The sequence below is a fragment of the Alloalcanivorax sp. C16-2 genome (assembly GCF_046507615.1).
Lineage (GTDB): Bacteria > Pseudomonadota > Gammaproteobacteria > Pseudomonadales > Alcanivoracaceae > Alloalcanivorax > Alloalcanivorax marinus_A.
In genome coordinates this window covers 1892457-1909135 of record NZ_JBKFTL010000001.1, presented here as the reverse complement: position 1 = coordinate 1909135, position 16679 = coordinate 1892457, and the positions used below count along the sequence as shown (strand labels likewise).

General features: G+C 49.6%; 14 protein-coding genes. All 14 read right to left on the bottom strand.

Annotated elements, in window-relative coordinates; all coding sequences use genetic code 11:
- Positions 1-285: 285 nt before the first annotated feature.
- Positions 286-1650, bottom strand: coding sequence for an ImmA/IrrE family metallo-endopeptidase (locus ACLD02_RS08815; RefSeq protein WP_410298488.1), 1365 nt, complete (start codon positions 1648-1650; stop codon positions 286-288).
- On the bottom strand, positions 1647-2081 hold the full coding sequence (locus tag ACLD02_RS08810) for a hypothetical protein (RefSeq protein WP_410298487.1): 435 nt from the start codon (positions 2079-2081) through the stop codon (positions 1647-1649). Before ACLD02_RS08810 ends, ACLD02_RS08815 begins: the two co-directional genes overlap by 4 nt.
- A gap of 172 nt (positions 2082-2253) precedes the next feature.
- Positions 2254-3663, bottom strand: coding sequence for an MBL fold metallo-hydrolase (locus tag ACLD02_RS08805; protein ID WP_410298486.1), 1410 nt, complete (start codon positions 3661-3663; stop codon positions 2254-2256).
- 140 nt (positions 3664-3803) lie between these two features.
- Positions 3804-4451, bottom strand: a complete 648-nt coding sequence (locus ACLD02_RS08800; RefSeq protein ID WP_410298485.1) for an acetyltransferase — start codon at positions 4449-4451, stop codon at positions 3804-3806.
- 3 nt (positions 4452-4454) lie between these two features.
- On the bottom strand, positions 4455-5081 hold the full coding sequence (locus tag ACLD02_RS08795; RefSeq protein WP_410298484.1) for a sugar transferase: 627 nt from the start codon (positions 5079-5081) through the stop codon (positions 4455-4457).
- Complete coding sequence (locus ACLD02_RS08790; RefSeq protein WP_410298483.1) at positions 5078-6214, bottom strand: glycosyltransferase family 4 protein; 1137 nt, start codon at positions 6212-6214, stop codon at positions 5078-5080. The genes ACLD02_RS08795 and ACLD02_RS08790 overlap by 4 nt, the downstream gene beginning before the upstream one ends.
- An 82-nt stretch (positions 6215-6296) precedes the next feature.
- The gene (locus tag ACLD02_RS08785; protein WP_410298482.1) at positions 6297-7619 is read right to left on the bottom strand and encodes an oligosaccharide flippase family protein; all 1323 of its coding nucleotides are present in this window, start codon (positions 7617-7619) and stop codon (positions 6297-6299) included.
- Positions 7620-7760: 141 nt separating this feature from the next.
- Positions 7761-8624, bottom strand: coding sequence for a sulfotransferase domain-containing protein (locus ACLD02_RS08780; RefSeq protein ID WP_410298481.1), 864 nt, complete (start codon positions 8622-8624; stop codon positions 7761-7763).
- Between the two features lie 4 nt (positions 8625-8628).
- The gene (locus ACLD02_RS08775; RefSeq protein ID WP_410298480.1) at positions 8629-9414 is read right to left on the bottom strand and encodes a hypothetical protein; all 786 of its coding nucleotides are present in this window, start codon (positions 9412-9414) and stop codon (positions 8629-8631) included.
- Positions 9411-10529 carry a hypothetical protein gene (locus ACLD02_RS08770; protein WP_410298479.1) on the bottom strand — a complete coding sequence of 373 codons (1119 nt, stop codon included), beginning with the start codon at positions 10527-10529 and terminating at the stop codon, positions 9411-9413. Before ACLD02_RS08770 ends, ACLD02_RS08775 begins: the two co-directional genes overlap by 4 nt.
- Complete coding sequence (locus ACLD02_RS08765) at positions 10507-11856, bottom strand: O-antigen polymerase (protein ID WP_410298478.1); 1350 nt, start codon at positions 11854-11856, stop codon at positions 10507-10509. The genes ACLD02_RS08770 and ACLD02_RS08765 overlap by 23 nt, the downstream gene beginning before the upstream one ends.
- Before the next feature lies 1 nt (position 11857).
- Positions 11858-12880 (bottom strand): SDR family oxidoreductase, encoded by a 1023-nt coding sequence (locus ACLD02_RS08760; RefSeq protein WP_410298477.1) that lies wholly within the window; start codon positions 12878-12880, stop codon positions 11858-11860.
- 16 nt (positions 12881-12896) lie between these two features.
- Entirely contained in the window at positions 12897-14180 is a 1284-nt protein-coding gene (tviB, locus tag ACLD02_RS08755; RefSeq protein ID WP_410298476.1) for a Vi polysaccharide biosynthesis UDP-N-acetylglucosamine C-6 dehydrogenase TviB, read from the bottom strand.
- Positions 14181-14457: 277 nt separating this feature from the next.
- Positions 14458-16665 carry a polysaccharide biosynthesis tyrosine autokinase gene (locus ACLD02_RS08750; protein ID WP_410298475.1) on the bottom strand — a complete coding sequence of 736 codons (2208 nt, stop codon included), beginning with the start codon at positions 16663-16665 and terminating at the stop codon, positions 14458-14460.
- Between the last annotated feature and the right edge of the window lie 14 nt (positions 16666-16679).

Sequence of the window (16679 nt, the reverse complement as noted above, 5' to 3'; positions counted from 1 at the left end):
GACGGCGCAGTCGTCGGACATAGGCATCCACCGCGTTTTCGTCGGGCTCGGGGCCCGGTTCATCACGGTCCCGCCAAAGCCCGAAAGCCGGATTACGCTCGGCTCGATAGGGCATCGCTTCCATATCCGTTCCTCAGATTAGACTCCGAAGTGTAACGCCAACCGACCGCCTCTAAGGGTGGCGGCCTCCAACCGGTCGTTCACTTCCGAGGGCACGAAGCCGGTAAGCAAGTCGCGCACCATCTCGGTATGGGGAAACAGCACCCGGTAACTGGTGTAACGATCCTAACAGGCGGCTACCAAGGGCAGATAGGGCCAGTTACCATTACCAGAAACGGCGTCATCAGTTTTAATCAAACCATTGCTAACCAGCAGATTCGTCACAATTGTCGGGCTGACATTGTAGTGCTCCGCTACGTCCTCGATCGACGATTCCGAGAAGTCATCTTGCATGAAGGCCTCGACGCCTTCTATCGGACATAGCAGCTCGGCGGCAAACGCACGCTGATATTTCTGACGAAAGGTGCTCAGATCCGAGGACACCAGCCACCCCTCATCACGCTGGCGAAAAACACAATCCGCAAGAAGGCGAGCATATTCGAAGCGCCGCCCCAAAGGATGTTTCTTGCGTGGCATGAAACGGATCGCTCCGTGGCTTTGTGGAATCGCCACCGACACTTTCGATGCGTTCTCCAGCGTGTAGCCTTCAGCCGCCCTGCTGGTGATGCCCAAAGCATCAAGAAGCTTTTTATTGGATAGCGGCTCCAACCCCCACCCCAGATGATTCCGGATGCTTATCGCGTCCAGGACCGCCGTTCTCCAAGGCGCATCGCCTGCTCCTTCGGAAGGAGGAGTAACGCCCTCAGGGAGGTCTGGTTTGCCTTCCAGACCCTTTAGTTCCGCGAACCTCTCAATTTCACTCTCGTGGCCTTTCCCGAATTCCTGCCCCCGAGACAAGGCAGACATCAATTCGGCCAGTGACTGCTCACCAACCCGAGGCGCCATACAAACCATAGTATCCAAAAGTGCCTGGGGGCATTCTTCTGGGTCATAGCCCATCATTGCTTCAAAAATACGTGCCCTTGCCATTCGCGGGTCGGCAAGTTCCTCTCGGACAATCGTCCAAAGCTCAGTCAGTTCGGAATCCGCACAGTCGCAATCCTGCAAACGACTCAGCACAGCCTCGATGAAAGCCGAGACTTCGCTTCGAAAATCATCCATGGGTATAAAGAAAGGAAAGCGGGACCCATTCAAGTATCGAACCGACTGCTCGCGTTCATCAGGGGACGGTGAGGACCAGACCTGCACGCCCTCACCATCCGTCGCGAACATCACCGTGGGCCAGACAAACCCTTGATTGGCCGCAGCCATCTCATGGGCCATACGCCACGAAACTGAAGGACGAACACCTTTACCAGGGTGCGGTTCATACAGTAGCCGCCACCACGAAGAAGCGAACCAAATGGCCAGCGGGTACAACGATACCAGCACATCGTCCTTGACCGTACGCGACCAGCCATCCTCATTTCGAGTCAGGGAGTAACCATTAGCCGCTAACGACAACCTTGCCATTGTATGCTGGTACGCTTCCACGGTTTCATTACCCGCGGACTCCCACTGGAAGCCAAGTTTCAAGCGACTCTTGCTCATGGGGTACGCGCCTCCCATTCCCGAAGGACCTGCTCGGCGAACGGGTCGGTTGGCGGCATGGGATATCCGTGATACTCCCCGGCTACCTTATTTTCCAGTTGTGCTTCCAATGCGACACCATCGCCGGTTACAGCCCAGATATTCTGGGGCCATTCGCCTCTGAATTGCTTGCTGACCATGCCTCGGCGAACACCCTCGCGCAATAACTCCTCGGCCACCGCCTTCTCAAAAATATTGACCGCATCGCATAAGGACTTTCCCGCTCGCGCGCCTGACGGCGGCGTCAGGCCGAAATCCCCAGGGTTTTTCTTATGAGCTGGGTTGCCACAATAAGCCACGCTCTCCTTCAAAGACTTAAGATCAATCTCCTCCAGCTCTTCCGTGGAGCGGATTCGCCTCTTGACGCTAAACGTATCCCTACGAACGCGCATACCCTATCGCCCGAGTAAGAAAACCAGTGGATTAAGTGCATCTTCTCCGTCGCTCGACCGACTGTCAATCGGCCCAACCCCAACCCCAAGACCAAGGCAGGCTCGTGCCATATTCCGGCTGGCCGGATCGCGGCTGGAGCGGTACGCCGCCTGGCCGCTCCCAGGGTGGCAATCAGGCCGGGGTGGTACGCAACGGGCGGCCTTTTTGCTGGTAGCGGTGCTTGAGGGCGGCGGCGAGGGCGCGGCGGGCGTGGGGCTCGCCGTGGACGATGCGCACCTGCTCGGGCCACCGCGCCATGCCGGTGACGAAGTCCACCAGGCCGGCCTGGTCGGCGTGGGCGGAGTAGCCGCCCAGGGTCTCGATGCCGGCGCGGATAACGTGGCGCTCACCGTCCAGCTCCACATAGCCACCCCGGGGACCATGAATCTGGATATCGCGCCCCGGGGTGCCGGCGGCCTGGTAGCCCACGAACAGCACATTGTGGCGCGGGTCGCCAAGCATCGCCTTGAGGTAATTGACGATCCGCCCGCCGGTGCACATGCCGCTGGCGGCGATCACGATGGCCGGGCGGCGGCTCTCCGCCAGGTGGCGCACCATGCGCTGGTGGGCGGCGTGATCGTCCACGGTAAGCCGCTGCTCGAAGGCCAGTGGCCGGCGCCCGGCTTCCCGGCGCGCCCTCGCCTCCTGCGGCCAGAAGCGCGCCAGAGCCCGGTACACCCGGGTAAAGCGGCGCGCCAGGGGCGAATCCAGAATCACCGGCAACGCGTTCCAGGGCAAACCGTCCGCCGCCTCCTGGTCGCCGTGGGCCTCGATCAGGGTCTCCAGCTCGTACAGCAACTCCTGGGTGCGCCCCAGGCTGAACGCCGGGATCAGCACGGTGCCCCGGTCTTCCAGGGCACGCCGGATCACCGCCGCCAAACGCCGGCGGCGGCCGGCCCGGTCTTCATGCAAGCGATCCCCGTAGGTGCTCTCGATCACCAGGGTATCGCAGCGCTCCGGCGGCACCGGCGGCTCCAGCAACGGCGCATAGGGCGCGCCCAGGTCGCCGGAGAACACGGTGCGGTGGCCCGCCACATCGCACTCCACATAGGCGGAGCCAAGAATATGCCCGGCCCGCTGCAGCCGCACACGGGCGCCGTCCCCGCCCGGCACCGGGTACCAGGTGTCATAGGGCAACGGGACCAGCCGACCGCGAACCACCTTCAGGTAGCGCTCCACCGCCTCGGTCTGGCGGCTCAGGCTCAGCTTGAAGGCATCCTCCAGCACGATGGGCAGCAACCGCGCCGAAGGCTCACTGCACAGAATCGGCCCCTCGAAACCGGCGGCCAGCAGCCAGGGAATACGGCCCACATGGTCGATGTGCACATGGGTCACCACCAGCGCGACCACACGGCTCACATCGAACTCGATGGCCAGTTGGTCCGCCCCGCCGCGCGGCGCCGCGTCCTCGCCCTGGAACAGGCCACAATCGATCAGCAGGCTGGCATCCGGCCCCAGCACCAGCTCATGGCAGGAACCGGTGACGCCCTGCGCACCGCCGTGATGATGGATGGTATTGGTGTGTCGTGATGTGTCGGGCATCCCCGCTAACCCCCGTGCCAGATTCCCGGAGGCCAAGCTGCCACCTAAGCCGCCCGATGTCTGTCAGCGAAAGGATGCAATCCATGTAAGCAATCGACCAATGCCGCCTCCCTGTAGGAGCGGCTGGGCGGCACTCCGCTTCAGCCGCGATCGGGTTCCCCACCAACCCGCAAAACCCTGGCTGGCACGCCCACCACGGTGACGTTATCCGGGATATTCGAGACCACGGCCGCCCCGGCGCCGACCATAACGTTCCGGCCAATGGTGACGCCCTGACGCACGGAAGCGCCGATACCCACCCAGGAACCGGCGCCCAACACCACGCCCCCGGCGAGATTCGCGCCGGGGCTGACGTGAACGCCCTCATCCAAACGGCAATCGTGGTCCACGGTGGCGCCGGTATTGAGAATGCAGCCGTCGCCCACCTCCGCGCCCACATTGACCACCGTGCCCGCAAACGCCACGCAGCCCTCACCCAAACGGGCGTACTGACTGATCACCGCCGAGGGATGAACCACCGTGGCCAGCGGAATACCCGCGTCCGCAAGCGCCGCCATCTTGGCCAGCCGCGTCTCGTTGTGGCCGATCGCCACCACCGCCGCATCAAATGCCGGGCCGCGCCGCCGCAACATCTCGGCGAACGCCCCGACCACCGGCCAAGGGCCATTGCCACTAAGCCGGGGCCAGGCGTCATCGAAGAAGCACACCTCATCCCAGCCAGCACAAAGAGCCGCATCGGCGACCACCTTCCCGTGGCCGCTGGCACCAAGGATCGCGAGTCGTTTCATAGGTTATGATCCGATATGGTCCGAATCACGGCGATCCTCGCCGGAAGAACCGGTAAACCGGGGCATGGTCGCCTCGCCGCCGTGGCTGATACCGTCCCGCTTGATCACCTTGAGGACGGTAAGAAACAGGATCTTGATATCAAGCCAGAGAGTCCGGTTCTCAACATACCAAACGTCCAGCTCGAACTTCTCTTCCCAGGAGAGCGCGTTACGGCCATTGATCTGAGCCCAACCGGTAATACCTGGGCGCACCTCGTGGCGCCGGGCCTGGCGCTCCGAATACAACGGCAGATACTCCATCAACAGCGGGCGGGGGCCAACCAGACTCATGTCGCCCTTGAGCACGTTGAAGAGCTCCGGCAGTTCATCCAGGCTGGTGGAACGGAGAAAGCGCCCCAAGGGCGTGAGCCGCTTTTCGTCCGGCAGCAACTCGCCATTCTCGTCCCGTTCGTCGGTCATGGTGCGAAACTTCATCATTCTAAATGGACGAGCATACATACCCGGCCTATGTTGAAAAAAAAGAACCGGAGGCCCGATCTTGAGAAAAATGAAAATAATGACAATAAATAGAAAAGGCGCGAACAAAAGAAGAGAAAAAAAACTTACCACAAAGTCAAAAGCGCGTTTCATGAAATTCCCATTTCACTCAGCATAACCCTGTTGACCTCTCGGACATCATACTTATTTTCAGCCAAATACCGAGACGCGACCCCCATTTCTTCAATATCGGATGGATTTTTAATAAACTTAATCATCGCATCCGCCAAAGCTTCGGAGTCTTTAACCGGAACAAGATATCCATTCTTACCATCCACGACGGTTTCCCGACAACCAGGCGCATCCGTAGTAATGATAGCTCGACCAATCGACATAGCCTCCAAAACCGTACGGGGTGTTCCTTCTCTATAAGATGGAAGAACATAAACCGAGGACTCCGCTATCACAGGCCTAACATCGTCGAGCCGGCCCAGATACTCAATAGCACCCGAATCGATCCAAGCCTCAAGTTCTTTTCGATCAATTGCATCAGGATTCTCGTCTATCCAACCCACCAATAGAAACTTCGCCTCAGGATATAGGACCTTAACAGCCGCCGCAGCACGCGCATACTCACGAACACCTTTATCACCAAGCAATCTGGCGATAAGCAAAAAAATCATACCACCTTTCGCAGGAGAAAACTGATATTCAGAAACATCAATACCAGACCCATTCACCACGCAAGACTTAGTTGATGGCTTTAAAATTCCGAGATTTTCAAATAAATTCTGATCATCCGGATTCTGAAAAAAAACCTTAGTTACACGAGACAGCGCAACCGCGTACAACCCTTTTATTAAATTCCGAATCTTTTTTCTTCCCGCGCCTGACTCATCTGTAAAAGCGTAACCAAGCCCGGTAATCAACGCATATCTATATCGGACACCAGCAACGGCTGCAGCCAAAACGCCATAAACAACGGGTTTTATTGTGTATGCCAAAACAGTCGACGGCCTAATTTTAAATATCAAATAAAGCAGATAAAAAAAGGAAACAATATCCTTTGCTGGGTTCAACCCTGTGCGACTAAGAGGAAAGGAGTGAACTTTAACACCCCACTGATTCAATCTCGAAAAAAGGGCCTCTTTATCTGAAACGCCAGGAACAGCCACATGAACATCACACCCTCTCCTGACTAAGTCCTTTATCAATTCACCTCTAAAATCGACAAGAGAGTCGGCATAACTCGCGATAATAAGAAAATTAGCGTTATCATTTCTCATAACATCAAAAAACCCCAAAAAAAAACAGATAAAACCGGGACTTAAAACAGTCCTTCCGGCATAGCCGAGTCAAAGATCAGCTTTAGTGCCGAACAGCATTCCTCTTGAGTCCAGGCAACGTCCATATTTTCAATCGAAGTCGAACAAATAGCATTGCTGTTAAATTTTGAGCGGTCAAAACGAATGCTAAAGCAACAGCTGCGCCAAACGCTCCAAACAGCGGAATCAGGACAAAGAAAGCCAGCAACCCGAAAAAGCTCGTCACCAGTGAGATATTTCTCATTAAAACTTCATTTCCAGTCATATTTAAAAGAAACCCTACGGACCCAGTTGCCACGTTAAAGATTTGCGCGCAAGCGATCACCCTCAAAAGATTAGCAGCAGCGACAAATTCGGGGCCAAACCACGACAAAATCCATTGCGGATACACCAAACAAACGAAAAGGGCAGGAGCACTTACAACCGCGCCCAAAGCAGCCCCCTGTCGAGCCATTGATTCCAGGTCAGCCAACCTGCCCTCATAATACAGCGAAGCAAACCGGGGCGGAAAAATCGAATTTATAACAATCAAAGAAAACCCAATCAGCAACGCTGTTTGCTGTGCAGACTTAAACAACCCCAAATCGAAAGAACTCAAAAGCCAACCGGCTATTAGAACGCTTAATACGGACTGAATAAAACTCGCTATATTGGTGACAAAAAAAGCATGAGACGTAGAAAAGAATGTTGAAGAGGATACCCCCTCCCCGCCCAAGCCCTCATCAAACCCTCTTCCTTTTTTCCACCAAGATTGGCGGCTAAACCAGCGATATATTTGAAAAGAACCTAATACAGAAACCAAAAAGGAAGATAATGCATATGATACGCCGATCGCAGCCACATCGCCAAACGCACCAAATAAATTAAATAAAACCAGTAGGACAGCGGCCACTAATGCTATAATTCCATTTTCCAAAAGACATGCTGTCGCGGGCATCCGAACCCCCTTGAAGAAGCCCGACAGCAAAAAACCAATCGTATACGCTGGAACAGCAAGTGCAACCCCAGCCATTACAGAAGAAAGCCCATCTGAGCGAAAAGATAACTCTAGCCAATCCCTTGAAAACCACAAAAATAGTGCCGCCACGCAACTTATAATAATGCTACGCCGAGAAGCCCATAAGAAGTACTTAAGGACTCTAGGTGAGCCGCGATCCTGGCCGACATAACGCATAAGGGCGTTATCCATACCACAACGCGCCAGTATACCAGCGCCCAAAAGGAGACTTTGAGCTACAGCATAGACGCCCAATCCGTAGGCGCCATAAAACCGTGCAACAGTGATACTGAGAGACCATAGACCAAACATAGCCACAGCACGGGCTAAAAAAGCCCTTACGAATGCTCGACCAATGTCACCTTTCATGCGTAACAGAACAGCCTTAAAAACAGTGCCCACTTTATTAGGGAATCTCACAAGATAAGCCAATGTCTTGATATCATCATTGCTACACGCCGCTCTTTATCTACAGAATACTCATATATACCGCAGAGCTAAAATTTAGAGCTACCAACGATCACAATTAACCCCCAAGGAGGCTAAATACTCCTTAGCGAGAAGATCTTTCTTTAGCAAATCCCTATTTACATCATCATCAATATTCATGGATTTATTTGTTTCGCCATCTGAAAATTTCTTTGCCCCACGCCAAAAAAAGGATCTGAATTTTTCTCCAAAAACCCTCAAAAAAAACATCTTAACCTTTAACGGGACCAGAGAGACCAATTTCTGTATCACCAAAGGCCGCCCCACCTTTGATTCATTCTTCCTTCCAATGTGATTATTACCAACCGGATGGCATAACCCCAAAAAATCCACAAGACCCAATTCAACCCTAAGACAATCAGATATTAAATCATCAAAAAGCACAAAATAAACATTCTCTCTCTCAACTTTTTCTAGGAATCTATCTAATATCTTCTGATAGTCGTATGATTCAAAATAGAACTTACGGCTTTCAGCGTCATTGAGCACAGCCGCAACTGAAGAATGCCGCTCCCTACCCGAATATATCCTATGGGTTATTAAACTCTTTATGGCTGACGATGGTTTTCTTATACAAACAACATACTTAGCAGCGGGATTTATTCTCTGAATTTCAGATACAGCGCATTCAGAATGCAAGTACCAAGTAGATGACTCGCCTCTCAACACACTATGATCGTTTTTAAACAACTCTTTGTAGCTACTCTCTTTTGAAATTCTTTTCTCTTTATACCACTCTATGTCCGGCGCAAAATAATGAGGCTCTTTCACGCTAGACATATCAACCTCTACCTGTTTTGCCAAGAAGTCGTGCAAGGATGTGGTTCCACATTTAGGGAATCCCGCTATAAAAAAATCGGGAGAGAATAATTTTTCCGCGTTCATGATGTTATCGCTTTCCAAGAGTAACATACTGGCCATATTTATTGGCGCGCATTCGGTTACCTGCAACAGCATGGCCTACATAGAGCCGATTCTCTCCATAAGCATTCTCTATTTTCTCCGTCGAAATATTAGTTGCTCGACCGATTGCGTATATCATTTCATTTGGGTCATCGACCCATTCTTCATACTTTACCTCAATCACGTTTGAGCCAAAAAATATTTTATATACATACAAACTCGCCCTACCAAAAAAGAAGAAATTTATAACTCTAAAAGGTAATAGCAGATATGTTTTTATCTTGTCAGGAAAGCTCATGCCTTTTTCTAGATCTCGATTTGATCCTCTAAGTAGTGAAGCCAAGGTATCTTTCGTGCGCCTTTTATTATAAATAATATAAACTTTCCTTCCCTTTTTCCGATATTCGAAGGGCCTAAATAAAGAGTAAAAAGTTGATTTTGATGAGTCCAATAGGGCTTTCCCCTCAGGCAAACCATCAACAGCCTTACTCACACTACCTGACAACTCTGATCTAATATTTAGAAAATACAGTATGGATAAGAATAGGTAACTAAACTTATTTGTGAATACCGGTTTTTCGAGATCACTTAAATTTTTATAATGGTTACAGTCAACAACCGGTTTCCCGCAGGTGCAAACCGCCGCATTGCTGCCATATCTGTCCACTTGAACCAACTCACCCAAGGAAATGACAGACGGCGATTGCGCAACTAGTAGTTCCAGTGCTGTTGATCCGGACCGCCCATATCCAGCTATATATATAACTGTCATACAGTTATTTTCTCCTTAATGATCTCGAGGCGGAGTTTTGTTCTTGCATCGATACTCAGCTTCTCAACGGCATACTCATGCATATTTTCCTGAGTGTTTTCTCTTTTTGTCCATGCCAATGCCATTTCTACCGCTCTCTCCACCGTTTTAAGCTCTGTATTATCTACTGGAATTACAATTCCATCTTCTATTAGCTCTTGATTAGATGCCTGAGTACAGATTGAAACTACACCTGATGAAATATATTGTCTTAATTTCTGCTCAGAAGCACCCCAAGCGGAGAGGTCAAGCAGCGACACTCCAATGTCCATATTAACCATATATCCAGGTACCGATTCATAGTCGACTTGGCCTGTAACGTATACATTAAGAGCACCTACGCTATTAACAACGTCAAGTATTTCTTCTTTCTCGCCCCCGACAATTAAAATACCCAAATTTATTTCATCAAACTTATGTGAAAGCTCAATAAGCTCACTCGCTCCGCGCTGAAGCGGATAACCTCCCACATACCCGATAATAGCATTATATTTTTCCTTCCATTCTTTAAAAAATTCATCTCCTACACATGTATTTCCTTTTTCTCTATTAAACCTCCTCGTATTCACACCATTATCTATTACGTAACAGTTTTCCCGTGGAAAGCTGAACTCATATGAGAAGCTGGCAACATGACTATCACTTACGGCGTCAACAGCAATTGTATTTTTTAGCAACTTTTTCCACAAAAACCTACACAACCAAAACAGCGTTCTGTGTAATAGGGTCTTTTTAGATGACAGTACAGAAAACCGCCCATCTCCGACGGTCTTAATGTAGACCGGACATTTAAACATCTTGCTCGCCAGCACCGTCAAAAAAGGCAAAGGCCCACTTCGAGCCACAATCACATCATACCGTTTTCTTTTTATATATAAGACAGCAAGATTTATAAATAAGGAAATCTGTCGAGTTAAATATTCATGCTTGGTTTTTTTATTTTCCGGCTTATATTTTTCAAAAACAGGCTGCACTGAATCCGCTATAGCTTCAAGAGAATTGAAAAATTCAAATTCGTTCACGCCCGGGCCGTCCGGACGACCGACGACAAACTCAGAAAGATAAAGAAGTTTCATTTCGCCTACTTTTAAACAACGTGTGAAATAGTTTACCTGTTCCGACCCCAAGCCATACCACCAGGAAAAGAACAGCCAAATTGATAAGGGTTCCTATTAATCCCGTGATGAAAGAAAGCCCTGAAAAAAGCGCCAGGCTCCCTGCCACAGCATAATAGAAGGTCTTATTTTTACTTTTTGGTAAAATTATTTTTCTGTAGACTAGCTTATCTATAAAACAAACAACCAAACCTATAGCAAAATACTGAAAAAAGACGGAAACATAACCGCCATCCATATATGCCTTCATCATATGGGTGCCAGTCAAATATGTTGTACCTTTAAGGTCTCCGGTTTTATAGTAATACAGTTCATAAGCTAAAGGTTTTCCTGCGCTCATCCCGGGAATAGAGGCTTTAATATCCCGAGCCAACCAATACATCGGCCCTGGCTTTATGTTCTCATTTGGTTCAATCTCGAATATATATATATCATTTATGGCATTTGCCATAAAAAGACGTTCAAATAAGGTGGATGAGAAATCTGAAAAAGAAATGGCACCATCTCGTAAAGCCATAGACTTACTGGTAATCAGGCTGGAAGCAAAAAATATGGCCAGGACCGCAAAACAAGAAAGGAAAATTTTCCTGATTTTTACTTTGGGATTTACATACACATAGGAACATACTGCAGCAACAATTGCATTCATCAGCATGCCCCTGCTACCCTCAGAAATCAGGATCAATGAAACAATTACACTTGATAATGCATAAAGTGCTTTTTTTAATTTTTGCTTCGATTTAAAAAAGGCAAGAACCGAGAACGAAAACAGGAAGGCGCCCATTACTTCTATAACTGTCCTAAATACCCCCTGGCCGCGGTACTCGGATCCGCCAAACAAATATGATTTACTTATTTCTCTACGCAACGCGCTCATCTCGCTAGACCCTAAAATATTCCAAAAATAGAATCCAGCCGGGATACCTTGAAAGAGAACAACAGCTACCACAAACATCAACGCGACAAGAAAAAGAAACTTTCGCCCCCCTATATCATCTTTTCCTTCTTGTAAGTAAATCCCAGGACTTATATATATCTTGGCGATGCCATATTGAGCAACCGAAAGGCCAATAAAGGCCACCCCCAGAGCAGTTAGCGCCTTTACACGTGATATTATATCTGTATCATATGAAAAATATGCTATTGAACATCTAAAAACAAGGAACGCGACCAAGAGTCTAACGCCCGTTACTACATATTTACTTTCTGCCGGACTCTGCTTCCATATAAAGACGGAAAAAAAAAGGAATAGACATAAATAGGAGCAGATAACCAAGAAATATTCCATACTAAGGCCTTTGATTCTGCAAATACCAATTTACGGCCAAAGATACCCCTTCATCTAGCCTAATAGGGTTTGAGTAGCCCAAGCTCTCTTCTATGCTTTCTATAGACGCTTGAGAATGACGCACGTCGCCAGGGCGAAAATCCGCGAAAATCGGCTTTTTGTCGTAGGAAACACCATTCGACTGAAGAGCATTTTTTATTGAATTGAATAATTCATTTAAAGATGTCCTGTCACCACAAGCCACGTTAAAAACCTGGCTCTCTGTCGATTCGGAAACGGCCGAAAGAATATTCGCTTGAACAGCGTTATCTATGTAACAGAAGTCTCTGCTCGTCTCCCCGTCACCGTTTATTATTATTTCTTCGCCTTTAATCATGAGATCCATCCATTTCGGAATAACTGCCGCATATGCACCTTTCGGGTCTTGTCTTACGCCAAAAACATTAAAATACCTTAAACCGACACTTTCAATATCGTAAACTCTATGAAACACATCCGCATACAGCTCGTTGACGTATTTTGTTACTGCGTAAGGAGATAGAGGCTTGCCAATATTATTCTCTTTCTTTGGCAATGCAGGGTGGTCTCCATATGTAGAGCTAGACGCGGCAAAAACAAATTTCTTAACCCTTTCATCTTTTGCCGCCACCAACATATTTAAAAAACCATCTATATTGGCCTGATTTGTCGCAATGGGATCATCAATGGAGCGGGGCACAGATCCAAGTGCTGCTTGATGCAGCACATAATCGACCCCTTTTATCGCGGAACGACAATCTTCAATATTCCTAATATCCCCTTCAATAAAATTAAAACGGTTCCATCTCTTTTCTGAAACCAAGGATTTAACTTCTTCCAAGTTACTTCTATGGCCTGTTGCGAAATTGTCTAGGCCTACTACCTCCTGGTCTAGCTTGAGCAGCATTTCCAGTATGTTTGATCCAATAAAACCGGCCACTCCGGTAACCAGCCAAACTGCAGGATTATCTCTTAGGTTTCCTTTTTCAATCTCGTAACGCGTCATGGAATCTTTTCTCATCTTAAAGGCGAATATCTACTGAATCTTTAGGCAAGACATATTTAAGATCATATATAATATGCTGGTCGCGGCCCAATTTTCTCACGTCACTCACTGACAGTCGCTTAAATTCTTCATGGGCCACGGCGATCACGATGCCGTCATAACTCGCAAAAGGAGGGGTTTCTATAGGACAAACCCCATATTCAGAATACGCCTCATCTGGATCAATCCACGGGTCATATACGTCCACACGCACGTTATAATCTTCCAGCTCTCGAATAACGTCTATTACTCGTGTATTGCGCAGATCCGGGCAGTTCTCCTTAAACGTCAAACCCATAACTAAAACCCTAGCACCATTTACTTGGATGCAATGATCTAGCATAGATTTCACCAACTCACTCGCCACGAACCGTCCCATCCCATCATTTATTCGCCGCCCAGAGAGGATCACCTCAGGGTGATAGCCAACGGCCTGTGCTTTATGGGTGAGATAATAGGGGTCAACACCGATACAATGCCCGCCAACCAAGCCTGGCCGGAATGGCAAAAAATTCCATTTTGTTCCTGCGGCGTCAAGTACTTCCTGCGTATCTATATTCATACGCTTAAAGATCATCGCCAATTCATTAACCAAGGCTATGTTTAAATCTCTTTGAGTATTTTCAATAACTTTAGCTGCCTCAGCGACTTTAATGCTTGAGGCTTTATGTGTACCCGCAGTAATGATTGAAGCGTATAGTTGATCGACGACTTCAGCCACTTCAGGCGTTGAGCCAGAGGTCACTTTCATGATATCTGTCACTCGATGCGCTTTGTCCCCGGGGTTTATTCTCTCCGGGCTATAGCCCGCGAAGAAATCCTGATTAAATGTGAGCCCAGAGATTCTTTCCAGAACAGGCACGCAATGCTCTTCTGTCGCGCCGGGAAATACTGTGGACTCATAGATGACTATGTCACCGGCTTTCAACGTCCTTCCTATGGTCTCGGAAGCCTTCACCAGTGGGGTAAGATTGGGCTGTCGGTGCTCGTCTATCGGCGTCGGCACGGTGACGATATATACATTACACCCCTCAAGCTCTGAAGGGTCATCACTAAATCGGAGTTCTTTAGCTGCGGCCAATTCCTGACTATTCAGCTCTCGGGTATAATCCAGGCCTAGTCGCAAATCACGGATTCGATGCGAATTGACATCAAAACCCACAACTGGCCGGCATTTTCCAAACTCAGCAGCTAACGGTAAGCCCACATACCCAAGCCCAATAACAGCCAGCTTAATTTCTTCCAGCGTGAGGTTAGTCATCTTTCCTTTGCCCTTTATAAATAGCTAATCATTAGTGAAAAATCGGCTTCTATCAAAAGCATCTTCATTAACCGGAAGCAACCTGAGTCCTGACTTTTTTGATAGCTGGCCCAGACTATAGTCTTTACCGAGGTGGGGATAACCGGGTGAGTGTGCGTGGTCGCCAAGAAAATAGGCGGGGCGATACATCTAGCAGAAGAGCAAGAAGCGCTTTATAGAACATGGGCCATGAAGCCGGGTCGCTACATGGCCACCTAATTACCTGATAGGCGTAGCCTCAGTTCTTTTCGGCTCCATAATGGTAGGCATAGTAACCATATTCATTGCTCGCCCGTCGCTCAATGCAGTTGAGGATCGCACCTTTAATTTCGACCTTGTTCTGCTCGAAGCGATTGAAAGTTACGTCAACTTCCTTAACGGAATTCTGGCCGAAGCGGGTCACGATCAGGCTGGTACCGGCAAGTTGCCCAATAATAGCGGCGTCAGTAACCGCCAAAATTGGCGGAGTATCCACCAGCACCAAGTCATATTGACCGGAAAGATGCTCCATAAGCTCTTTGAAACGCGGATGCATAAGCAGTTCCGCAGGGTTGGGCGGCACCTGCCCTCGCGGAATGAAGTGTAAATTCTCCACCTTGGTATTATGGATGATCTGCTTTTCATCGGCCTGCCCAGCCAACCAGTCGGAAAGGCCCTGATCGTTCTGGTTATCAAAGTAGCGGTGTAAGTGGCCCTTACGCATGTCCGCATCCACCACGATGACTTTCTGCCCCACCTGCGCCAGCACAGCTGCCAGGTTCGCACTGACAAAGGACTTGCCCACCTGCGGACTGGGGCCGGAGATCATCATAATCTTGTTTTCCGCTTCCAACATGGCGAAGTGGAGGCTGGTGCGCAGGCTGCGCAGTGCTTCCACGGCAAGGTCCGCCGGGTCATCCAGCGCCAGGAGTGGTATCGCCTCATGCCGTCCGCGCCGCCGACGACGCATCAGAGCCACCAAACGATCAAGCTTCTGCTGATGCTCTGAGAGTGGGATCGCCGCGTATACCGGGATGCCCTGCTCCTCAAGTTGATCCGGGCTTTGAATTCCACGATGCAATGCCGCATGTAGAAGTATGTAGCCTATAGCCCCCATCAACCCGAGTAGCGCCGAAAGTGCGGCAAGAAGCCCGGTTTTGGGTTTTACCGGGTCTGGCTCTACAAGAGCATCATCAATGATTCGGACATTACCCACTGTGCTGGCCTTCATAATACGTAGTTCTTGGACTTTATTGAGCAGGCCCACATAAATCTGCTGATTGACCTCCACATCACGCATCATGCGCAGCACTTCCTGCTGGGTTTCCGGCAGGTTCTTGATCTGCGATTCGATTTGTTTCTTTTCCTGCAGCAACGATTGCCGTTGCTGGAGCAACGTGCGATAAGCCGGGTGGGATTGGGTAAAGCGAGCGGAGATCTCGCTCTCTTTGATCTTCAATTCGTTCAGTTTGGCTTCAATGCCGACCAGTCGCTCGAGGACGGACTGGGTTTCCAGACTCAAGTCCACGGACTCGCTTTTCAGGCGATATTTATTAAGCTGCTCTTCCGCGGATGTTAGCTTCGCTTTGATTTCTGGTAGCTGCTCGTCCAGGAATTCCAGGCTTTTCTCCGCCTCGGCAGCGTTGCGCTGGATGTTCTGCGTCTGGTAAGTCTGGGCCACGGCATCCAGAATCTTGCGAATCCGCTCTGGGTTCGGACCTGTCAGGCTAAGGTTGATAATCCCCGTATCCCGCCCTTGTTCGGCCACGTTTAAGCGAGCACGCAGGTTGTTGATTGCAGTAAGGCGATTCTGGCGAACCACTGTAAGAGCTTCCTTGCCAGGTTGCCACTTTCCAAGCACAAGCCGAACTCGACCGTCATCGCTTACTAGTGGTTGTTCGGCTGCTCCGCGTGCAACGAGGTCGCCTTCATGATAGAGAGCGGCTTCGCCGTTTTCTGACGGTTTTAGAGTAAACGGCTCACCTAACCATTTTTCCGGGACGGTAAAACTATCTACCGTTACAAACGTTTCGCTATCTCTGTACCCGGCGAACAACGGCCTTGTGACAAATTCTGGCGTCGGCTCTGGCGCGCCGAACCGGCCAACCAGAGGCAACCGGTCCGGCATAACCTCAATAGCCATGTTGAACTGATCCACCACTTGGCCAAGAACCAGACGTGATCGGATAATCTGAATTTCAGCTTGTGAAGAAGATTCTTCGGCAAACATCTCGCTGAGTTCTTCGAAACCCGGCATGCCGGCCTGTTTCTTCTCAACCTGAAGCAGAGCATCGGCTTTATAAATAGGGGTAGCGATATAGGCGTAAACAAGTCCTAAAGCTAGAGACAGCAGAGTCGTGCCCAGAATGAGCCAGACATGGTCCACCAACAGAGCGAAAAGACGCTGCAGATCAATCTCGTCATCCATTACATTGAGCCGCTTATTAGTGCCTTGCTGGTCACTCATACCCTGCTTTTCCT